At 69.4% G+C, this 9341-nt stretch carries 4 protein-coding genes; 2 read left to right on the plus strand and 2 right to left on the minus strand.

What is annotated here, in order from left to right; translation table 11 throughout:
• The first annotated feature begins 98 nt into the window (after window positions 1-98).
• Window positions 99-5513 carry an Ig-like domain-containing protein gene (locus VF697_RS12595; protein WP_331094631.1) on the plus strand — a complete coding sequence of 1805 codons (5415 nt, stop codon included), beginning with the start codon at window positions 99-101 and terminating at the stop codon, window positions 5511-5513.
• A 33-nt stretch (window positions 5514-5546) separates the two neighbouring features.
• On the opposite strand, the gene VF697_RS12600 is transcribed toward VF697_RS12595, so the two are convergent.
• Entirely contained in the window at window positions 5547-6527 is a 981-nt protein-coding gene (locus tag VF697_RS12600) for an Rpn family recombination-promoting nuclease/putative transposase (RefSeq protein WP_331094633.1), read from the minus strand.
• A 285-nt stretch (window positions 6528-6812) separates the two neighbouring features.
• Here VF697_RS12600 and VF697_RS12605 point away from each other — a divergent pair, with 285 nt between their 5' ends.
• A complete protein-coding gene (locus VF697_RS12605) occupies window positions 6813-8465 on the plus strand; it encodes a methyl-accepting chemotaxis protein (protein ID WP_331094635.1) in 1653 nt (550 codons plus the stop codon).
• Window positions 8466-8538: 73 nt separating this feature from the next.
• Here the strand turns inward: VF697_RS12605 and VF697_RS12610 are convergent, their stop codons facing one another.
• The gene (locus VF697_RS12610; RefSeq protein ID WP_331094637.1) at window positions 8539-9075 is read right to left on the minus strand and encodes a hypothetical protein; all 537 of its coding nucleotides are present in this window, start codon (window positions 9073-9075) and stop codon (window positions 8539-8541) included.
• Window positions 9076-9341 lie beyond the last annotated feature (266 nt).

Raw genomic sequence — 9341 nt, forward strand, 5'->3', positions numbered from 1 at the left:
AGCGACACCGGTTTTCTTTCTGAGTAGGATCCAGGTTTCCTGGTTTTCCTCAATACTCCAGGAAACAGCTCTTGGGCCCCGAGGGGAGAACCATGCGGATGGTGGTGACACTGCTGGCGGCAGGACTCGGACTGGCTTCGTTGCGGCGACGCGGTGTGGGGGCGGTGCTGCTCGTGCTGCTCGGGGCCGCGGGGTGTGACGCGCCCAACGCGCCCGAGGCTCCACGGGCGCGGTCCACCTCGCGCGTCTCGCTGGAGACTCCCTACAAGGTCAAGGATCTGCGCGCCGTCGGGCCGGCGAGCAGCGACGTGTCGCCCAAGCTCTCCGTGCTCGCGGGCTCGACGCTCTTCTTCGCGGCCAGGGACGAGGACCACGGCTACGAGCTGTGGAAGCTCGACGGCACCACGGCGGGCGCGGTGCTGGTCAAGGACCTCCGTCCGGGCCCCGAAGACGGTCTGGGGACGCACGCGAAGATGATCGCGGTCGGGGACCGGGTGGTCTTCTTCGCCGACGACGGACAGCACGGCTACGAGGTGTGGTCGAGCGACGGAACGGCCGCTGGGACGGTGCTGCTCGCCGACATCCACCCCGGTGAGGCCTCGGGCGTCGTGAATGAAGAGCTGCTGGAGCACGGAGGCAGCGCCTACTTCAGCGGTGCGTCCGCCCCGGGCGACAGCAACCTGTGGAAGACCGACGGCACCCCCGAGGGGACTCGCGCGTTGCTGGACACGGGGAGTGTGAGCCTCCTGACCGCCGTGGGACCGACGTTGTACTTCAAGCTGTCCCTGGGGTCCTTGAGTTCCAGCCTGTGGAAGACGGACGGGACGCGCGCCGGGACGGTCCAGGTGAAGTATCGGGGCGCCGAGAGCGTGTCGGCGATGGCGAACGTCCAGGGGACGCTGATGTTCCTCGGGTCCGATGGGGTCAGCTCCGGTGTCTGGAAGAGTGACGGCACCGCGGCCGGGACCGTGCTGGTGAAGGCCCTGTCGGTCAGCGGCCAGGCCGCCAAACCGGCCAGCATCGGCGCGACGCTGTTCTTCTTCGTCGGCAACCAGCTCTGGAAATCGGATGGTACCGCGGCTGGCACGGTCGCGGTGAAGTCCCTCGGCTCCAGCTCGAGCTCCATCGCCCACCTGATGGTGCGCGAGGGGCTGCTCTACTTCACCGTGGGCGACACGTCCTACTCCAGCAGCCGCCTGCTGTGGCGGTCGGATGGGAGCGAGGCGGGCACGCTCCAGGTCTCCTCCACCGTCCGGTTCTCCGGCTACCCGGGAGACCCAGGCCCGGTGCCGTTCAACGGCGCCCTCTACTTCCCTGGCCACGGGTCCGAGCTGTGGCGAACCGATGGTGTCCAGACCACGCGGGTGCGCGACCTCCACCCGGCCTGGACGTCGGCTCCGTCGCGCATGGTGGCCGCCGGGAGCACGCTGTATTTGTGGGTCGGACAGGAGTGGTGGAAGACGGACGGAACCAGCGCCGGGACGGTGCGGGCGGACGAGCTGCGGAGGCCCGCGAAGTCTGGCTCGAACCCTCGCGAGTTGACCGAGCTGAACGGCAAGCTGCTGTTCCTGGCGGTCACCGATGCCTTCTCCGAGGGCTTGTGGGTTTCGGACGGAACCGAGGGGGGCACCCGCCTGGTGAAGACTCTGCTCCAGACCTCCGGCAAGCTCGTCCGCTTCGGGCCGCACGTGTACTTCTCACATGGCTCCAAGTTGTGGCGGACGGATGGCTCCCCGGAGGGGACGCAGCAGGTCACCAGCTTCCTGCCGGACCAGGATGTGTCCGCCCCCGAGGCGCTCACGCCGGTGGGAGACTCCCTGTTCTTCCTGGCGTCCCACCCGACGTTCGGGCGCGATCTCTATCGGTATCCGTCGGCGAGCGGCGGCGTGGAGCGGGTCGCGGATCTGAGCCTGAACTCGATCATCACCGCGCTGACGGGCGCCGAGCACCTCGTGTACCTCGTGGCCTACACTGCGGAGAACGGAACGGAGCTCTGGCGCTCGGATGGAACCGCCGCGGGCACCTTCCTGGTGCGCGACATCGCTCCGGGGGTGGCGTCTTCCAATCCGAGTGGGCTCACCTCGGTGGGCGGCGAGGTGATCGTGTTCACGGCCAGCGACGGGGTCAACGGGAACAGGTTCTGGCGTTCCGACGGAACCGCCGCCGGGACCTTCATGATCGAGCCGGGGCCGGCGGTGGTGGGCGGGGCTGAATTCATGCGGGTGGGAAACGGGGCCTTCTTCGCGGGGTACACCGTCGACGCCTACTCCCGCTCGAGCGTGGATCTCTTCTGGACGGACGGAACCATCCCAGGCACCCGGCGGATCGCGGAACTCAACCAGACGGGCAACCAGAGCCTCTCCCTTCCCGCGGGCTTCACGCGCTGGAACGGGCGTGCGTTGTTCCACGTCGATGACGGCGTCCACGGCCGCCAGCTCTGGGTGAGCGATGGGACCGCCGGGGGAACGCGGCCCAGTCTCGACGCCCCCCTCTCCTGGGCCGGCGTGACGGTCTCTCCGCGCCAGACTCCCCTCGTCCCTGTGGACCTGGACCCCCCGATGTTCGCGGCGGCCGACGAGACGTCGGGCGCCGAGCCGTGGACGACCGGGGGAACGCTGGCGAGCTCGCACGCGGTGTTCGACATCCGTCCAGGACCCGCCTCGTCCAACCCGCGGGAGTTCCGGCGTGCCGGTGAGCTCGTCTTCTTCAGCGCGGACGACGGAGAGGGCCACGAGCTGTGGGCGGTCCGGGCTCCCCTGCCAACGCTCCCGGTCTCCAGCGGCGGCGACCCGACGGTGGCGCTCACCGCTCCTTCCAGCACTTCGCGGGCGGCGGGCCGGGTCTGGGTGGCCGCGGTGGCCTCCGACGACCAGGCGGTGGAGCGGGTCGAGTTCTATGGGGATGGGGTGCTGATGGGCACTGACACGAGCGCGCCCTACGCGTTGGACTGGGACAGCGCCGCCGTGACGGACGGAGCCCACGCGCTCACGGCGAAGGCCTACGACACCGGTGGCCGTGTTGGGAGCTCGGCCGAGGTCGTGGTGAGCATCGACAACACCCCGCCGGACGCGGCGCTGACCTCACCCACGCAGGGCACGTTCCTCCGGGGCTCCGTGGTGCTCGAGGCCACCGCCAGCGACAACCCGGCGGTCTTCAAGGTCGAGTTCTACGATGGGTGGAAGCTGCTCGGCACGGACTCCACCGCGCCCTACACGATGAGCTGGGACACCGGGTTGATCCCGTATGGGACCCATGTGCTCTCCGTGAAGGCCCTGGACGTCGCGGGCAACGTGCGCACCTCCGCCACGGTGGGGGTGACCGTCGACCCCATCGCGCCGAAGGTGGCCCTCGCGGCGCCGGGGCAGAACGCCCGGGTCGGGGGCGTCGTCCAGGTGAGCGCCACCGCCGATGACCTCGGAGGGGTGGAGCGGGTCGAGCTCTACGCGGACGGGGTGTTGCTCGGCACCGACACCAGCGCTCCCTACTCGGTGAGCTGGGACACCCCGGGAGTGACGGAGGGGGCCCACACGCTCTTCGCCAAGGCCTATGACGTGGCGGACAACGCGGCCACGAGCGCCGAGGTGAAGGTGACGGTCGACAACACCGCGCCGGGAGCGGCCCTCAGCGCCCCCGGGCAGAACGCCTGGCTGCGGGGAACCGTCCAGGTGAGCGCGACCGCCGGCGACAACCAGGCCGTGACGCGGGTCGAGTTCTACGACGGGCCGACGCTGCTCGGAACGGACACCATCTCGCCCTATGCGATGAGCTGGAACACCGTGGGCGTGACGGACGGTGCCCATTCGCTCACGGTGAGGGCGTATGACGCGGCGGGCAATGTCGGCGCCTCCACGGCGGTGGGAGTGACGCTCGACAACACCGCGCCGACGGTGGCCCTCAACGCTCTGGCGCAGGGCGCTCACGTAGGGGGGAGCGTCCAGCTCAGCGCCACCGCCAGCGACAACCTGGGCGTGACGAAGGTCGAGTTCTACGTGGACGGGGCGCTGCTCGGCACCGACACGAGCGCGCCCTACGCGTTGGACTGGGACAGCGCCGCCGTGGTGGACGGCGCCCACACGCTCACGGCGAAGGCCTATGACCTGGCGGGCAACGTCGGCACCTCCGCCGAGGTGCGGGTAACGGTCGACACCCTCGCGCCGACGGTGGCCCTCAGCGCTCCGGGACAGAACGCCCGGCTGCGGGGCACCGTTCAGGTGAGCGCCACCGCCAGCGACAACCTGGGCGTGACGAAGGTCGAGCTCTATGTGGACGGGACGTGGCTCGGCACGGATGACGCTTCGCCCTTCGCGATGAGCTGGAACACCGGGGGCGTGACGGACGGTGCCCATTCGCTCACGGTGAGGGCCTATGACGCGGCGGGCAACGTCGGCACCTCCACCGCGGTGGCGGTGACGGTCGACAACATCGCGCCGACGGTGGCCCTCAGCGCTCCGGCGCAGAACGTCGGGTTGAGGGGTTCCGTGCAGGTGAGCGCCACCGCCAGCGACACCGAAGGGGTGGCGAAGGTCGAGTTCTACGTGGACGGGACGCTGCTCGGCACCGACACCAGCGCGCCCTATGGGTTGAGCTGGAACACCGCTGGGGTAACGGAGGGGGCCCATGTGCTCACGGCGAGGGCCTTTGACAGCAGCGGTAACGTTGGCACCTCCGCCGAGGTGGCGGTGACGGTCGACAACACCGCGCCGACGGTGGCCCTCGGTGCTCCGGGGCAGAACGCCCACGTCGGGGGACTCGTCCAGGTGAGCGCCACCGCCAGCGATAACCTGGGAGTGGCGAGGGTCGAGTTCTACGTGGATGGGACGCTGCTCGACGCGGATACCAGTGCTCCCCATGGCACGAGCTGGAACAGCGCCGTCGTGGCGGAAGGCACCCACTCGCTCACCGTGAAGGCCTATGACGCGGCGGGCAACGTCGGCACCTCCTCCGCGGTGGGAGTGACGGTCGACAACACGGCGCCGACGACGGCCCTCAGTGCTCCGGCGCAGAACGCCTGGCTGAGGGGAACCGTGCAGGTGAGCGCCACCGCCAGCGACAACCGGGGCGTGGCCAGGGTCGAGTTCTACGCGGACGGGACGCTGCTGGGGACGGACACCACGGCGCCGTACGCGGTGAATTGGGACACGGCGACAGGAGCCAATGGCGGCATCACGCTCACGACGCGGTCCTACGACGCCGCGGGGAACGTCACCCAGTCCGCTGGACGCGCGGTCTCGGTGGACAACGCCGCGCCCACCGTGGCCCTCACCTCGCCAGCCAACGGGGCCTCGCTGTTCCTGAGCACCACGGTGCAGGCGAGTGCGAGTGACAACGTGGGTGTCACCCAGGTGGTGTTCTACGACGGCACCACCGTCATCGGTACGGACACCACGGCGCCCTACAGCGTGAGCTGGAACCTCTTGAACGTGTCGAAGGGGACGCACACGCTGACGGCCAAGGCCCATGACGCGGTGGGGAATGTCACGACGTCCGCGGCCATCTCCGTGAAGGTGAACTGACCCACCTGACACGGGGAGCTGCTCGGCGGTGTGCTACGGAGCCGGGTCGTCCAGCACGTCCGAGAGCGTGCTGGCCTTCAGGGCCCGATCGAACCAGCGGTCCAGGGTGGCCATGTCCCTGCAGGTGAGGATGCGTTGCCGGGCCTCGTCGGTCATGGGCACACCTCGTGCGGCGAGAATCCGCAGCACGTCCTCGGCACGCCCCCGCCGCATCCCCCGCTCAATGAGTTCCTCGCCGTAGCTTCGCATCAGCTCCTCCGCGCGTTGCACATCCATCACTGAATGTAACAGCCGCCTCGTTACTTCGCGGGTCGTGCGATCCCCGATATAGATGAGGTAACGCACCACCATGCGCAGGTTCTCGGCGCCCTCGGGAGAAGCCCTCACCTGCGTGAAGAGCACCATCCAATCCATGAGACGGTCGGCCAGTTCCTCCGTGCGCCCGTAGCGCAGGGCCAGCCACGCCAGCCGCACCAGGGGCGGGCCGGCCCGCGCCCTCAGTGACTCCTCCCGCTCGGCCGTCAGGTCGTCCAGCAGGTACTCGAAGCGCGGCACCAGGGCTCGCCAGCGTTTCCGCTCCTCCCCTTCTTCTGGCAGGTCGAAGAGTTCCTCCACTTGGCGAGGCGCCGTCCAGGCCCCGCCCGTCCCGTGGTACATGACGAGCGGGAGGATGACCGGCAGCCGCGTGCCCTCTGGATGCGCCTGGCGCCACTGCTCCGCCAGGCGCACCACGTAGCGCAGCATGCGCCACGCCATCCACCGGTCCACCGAGGACTGGTGCTCGAGCAGGACGTAGAGCAACACGGGCCGACCCGTGCGCAGCCGGGCCGAGAAGAGCAGATCGCTCTCCGTCTTGCGCAGCTCCGGGTCCACCACGCTGCCCGACTCTTGTCGCAGCGTGCTCCAGTCCACCTCGGCGATGACGTGGGCGGGCAGGGTGGCGCGCAGCTCGGCCGCGGCGCGCTCGGGGTGGCCGAAGGTGTAGCGCACGAAGAGGTCATGGGGTCCGGACATGCCGGGGGCACCCCAAGCACGCGGCGGGCCACGGGCTTTTCCGAGGCGGCCAACAGTTCGCCTGCGTCCGTCCTCGGCGCCCACCGTCCTGGAGTCGAGACACGGCTTCAACGCCAGAGGCAAGGGTGTTCCGCGTCACTTGCTGCCCAAGCGATTGGGGCGGCGGCGGAGCGGGCATGGCGGTCGTGTAGCACTGGAGAGCGGGGTCGCGACCCACGAGGGGGCGTGGATGCACGTCACCTCGTTCTGCCCCTATGCTCGACCGTCACGCGACAGGGGAGCACCATGAGGAAGCTGTCCATCCGGAGCAAGCTGCTCCTCCTGCTGGCAGTCGCCACGGGCCTGCTCATCGGTCTGTGGGGGACGATGTACTGGATGAGCGGGCTCATCCGCCGCAACAACGGGTCCGTCTCCGAGGAGTTGGAGAAGACGGCGTCGCTCAACGAGGCGGGCCGCCTCCTCCAGCGCCTCAACACCCCTGGCAATGACGTCCTGGAGAGCTGGGACTTCGAGGCGGAGCAGGCGAAGTTCGACGGGTACACGCGGGACTACGAGCGTCACTTCCTCCAACTCGAGAAGACGCTCGCGTCCGACCCGCCGCTGGCCCACGAGGTGGAGCCGGTGGCGCGCGAGGTCGCGGACCTGAGGTCGCACGCCCAGGCGGTCCTGGCCGCCGCGCGCGAGCGAAGTGGGGCGGAGAAGGCGGGAGACCGTGCCGCCTTCGAGGCCGCCACCGCCCGGGCCGGACAGCGGATGGCGATGATGGACCAGGCGTTCACCCGCGCCAGCCACATCTTCCAACGGGCGGAGGACACCCAGCGCGAGCGGGTTCAAACCCTCGTGTCGGCCGCGGCCCGCTCCAGCGAGCAGCTGGTGTCCTGGACACTGGGCGCCCTGCTCGTCTCGCTCGTCATCCTCGTCGTGCTGGGCCTGACCGTCATGCGCTCCGTGGTGGCACCGCTGCGGACAGTCGCCGGGGTGCTGACGGAGCTCTCCCAGGGCAACCTGGTCCATCACCTCGAGGTCGAGTCGCGGGACGAGGTGGGCGTGGTGATGGGGGCCACGCGCGAGATGCTCGCCTACCTCTCGCGCATCATCGGGGACATTCGCACGGGCTCCCACGGCCTTGCCTCGGCCGCCGGCCAGCTCTCCGCGACGTCGCAGGCGCTCTCGCTGGGCACTCGCGAGCAGGCCGCCGCCGTCGAGGAGGCCACCGAGAGCCTGGCCCACATGCGCGGCTCCATCGAGCGGACCGCGGGCAACAGCCGGCGCATGGAGCAGATGGCCCTGCGGGGCGTGGAGGACGCCGAGGCGAGTGGCAGGGCGGTGCGCGAGACGGTGACGGCGATGAAGGGCATCGTCGAGAAGATCTCCATCGTCGAGGAGATCGCCTACCAGACGCACCTGCTCGCGCTGAACGCCGCCATCGAGGCGGCGCGCGCGGGAGAGCACGGCCGTGGGTTCGCCGTGGTCGCCGCCGAGGTCCGCAAGCTGGCCGAGCACAGCCGGGTGGCCGCGCGGGAGATTCTCGGTCTGGCGGGCTCCAGCATGAAGGTCGCCGAGCGCTCCGGCTCACTCATCGACGCGCTGGTTCCGTCCATCCGCCAGACGGCTGGACTCGTTCAGGAGGTGGCGGCCGACTGCAGGGGACAGTCCCAGGCGGCGACGCAGATCAACCAGGCGATGCTCCAGGTGGACCAGGTGGCCCAGCAGTCCTCGGCGGCTTCCGAGGAGCTCTCTGCCACGGCGGAGGAGGTGGCCGCGCAGGCCTCGGCCCTGCGGCAGCTCGTGGCGTTCTTCCGGCTCGGAGTGGAGCAGGAAGATTCCCCCGCGGCGCTCCTGGCTCGGTATCCCCCGGACCTGGCGCCAGCGCTCCCCGAGAGCGCTCAGGTCAGCACTCGCGAGAGGCTGGCGCGGTCACGAAGCTCGGGCACCTGACCGCACCGGGATTCTCACGCCCGGCACGCATCTCTTCCACCACGACTCGGCCGTTTCATGTGCTTCTCCTGCGCTACGGAGCCGGGTCGTCCAACACGTCCGAGAGTGTGCTGGCATTCAGGGCCCGATCGAACCAGCGATCCAGGGTGGCCATGTCCTTACAGGAGAGGATGCGTTGCCGGGCCTCGTCGGTTACGGCAACACCGCGTGCGTCGAGAATCCGCAGCACACCCCTGACCTGCGCCTGGACCAATCCTCGCCGCATCCCCCTCTCAATGAGTTCCTCGCCGTGGCTTCGCATCAGCTCCTCCGCGCGTTGCACATCCATCACCGAATGTAACGCCTGCCGCGTTACTTCGCGGGTCGTGCGATCCCCGATATGGATGAGGTAATGCACTACCATGCCCAGGTTCTCGGCGCCCTCGGGAGAAGCTCGCACCTGGGCGAAGAGCACCATCCAGTCCATGAGACGGTCGGCCAGTTCCTCCGTGCGCTCGTAGCGCAGGGCCGCCAGCCACGCCAGCTGCACCAGGGGCGGGCCGGCACGTGCCCTCAGCGCCTCCTCCCGCTCGGCCGTCAGGTCGTCCAGCAGGTACTCGAAGCGTAGCACCAGGGCCCGCTAACGTTCCCGCTCCTCCCCCTGTTCCAGCAGGTCGAAGAGCTCTTCAAGAGACGCGGCGTCAGGGCCAGAGGCGAGGGGGCCCCGCGTCACTCACTGTCCGAGCGATTGGGGCGTCGGCGGAGCGAGCATGGCGGTCGTGTAGCACTTGCCCTGGTACTCGAAGAGATCCTCCGGGCACGGGGCCTTGAGTTCGTGAGGCACCCAGCAACCACCGTTGATCTCCACCTCACTCCGGGGCGTGCAGGGAGGGCGCT

It is taken from the genome of Archangium sp. (assembly GCF_036388035.1).
In the GTDB taxonomy this organism is placed as follows: Bacteria; Myxococcota; Myxococcia; order Myxococcales; family Myxococcaceae; genus Archangium.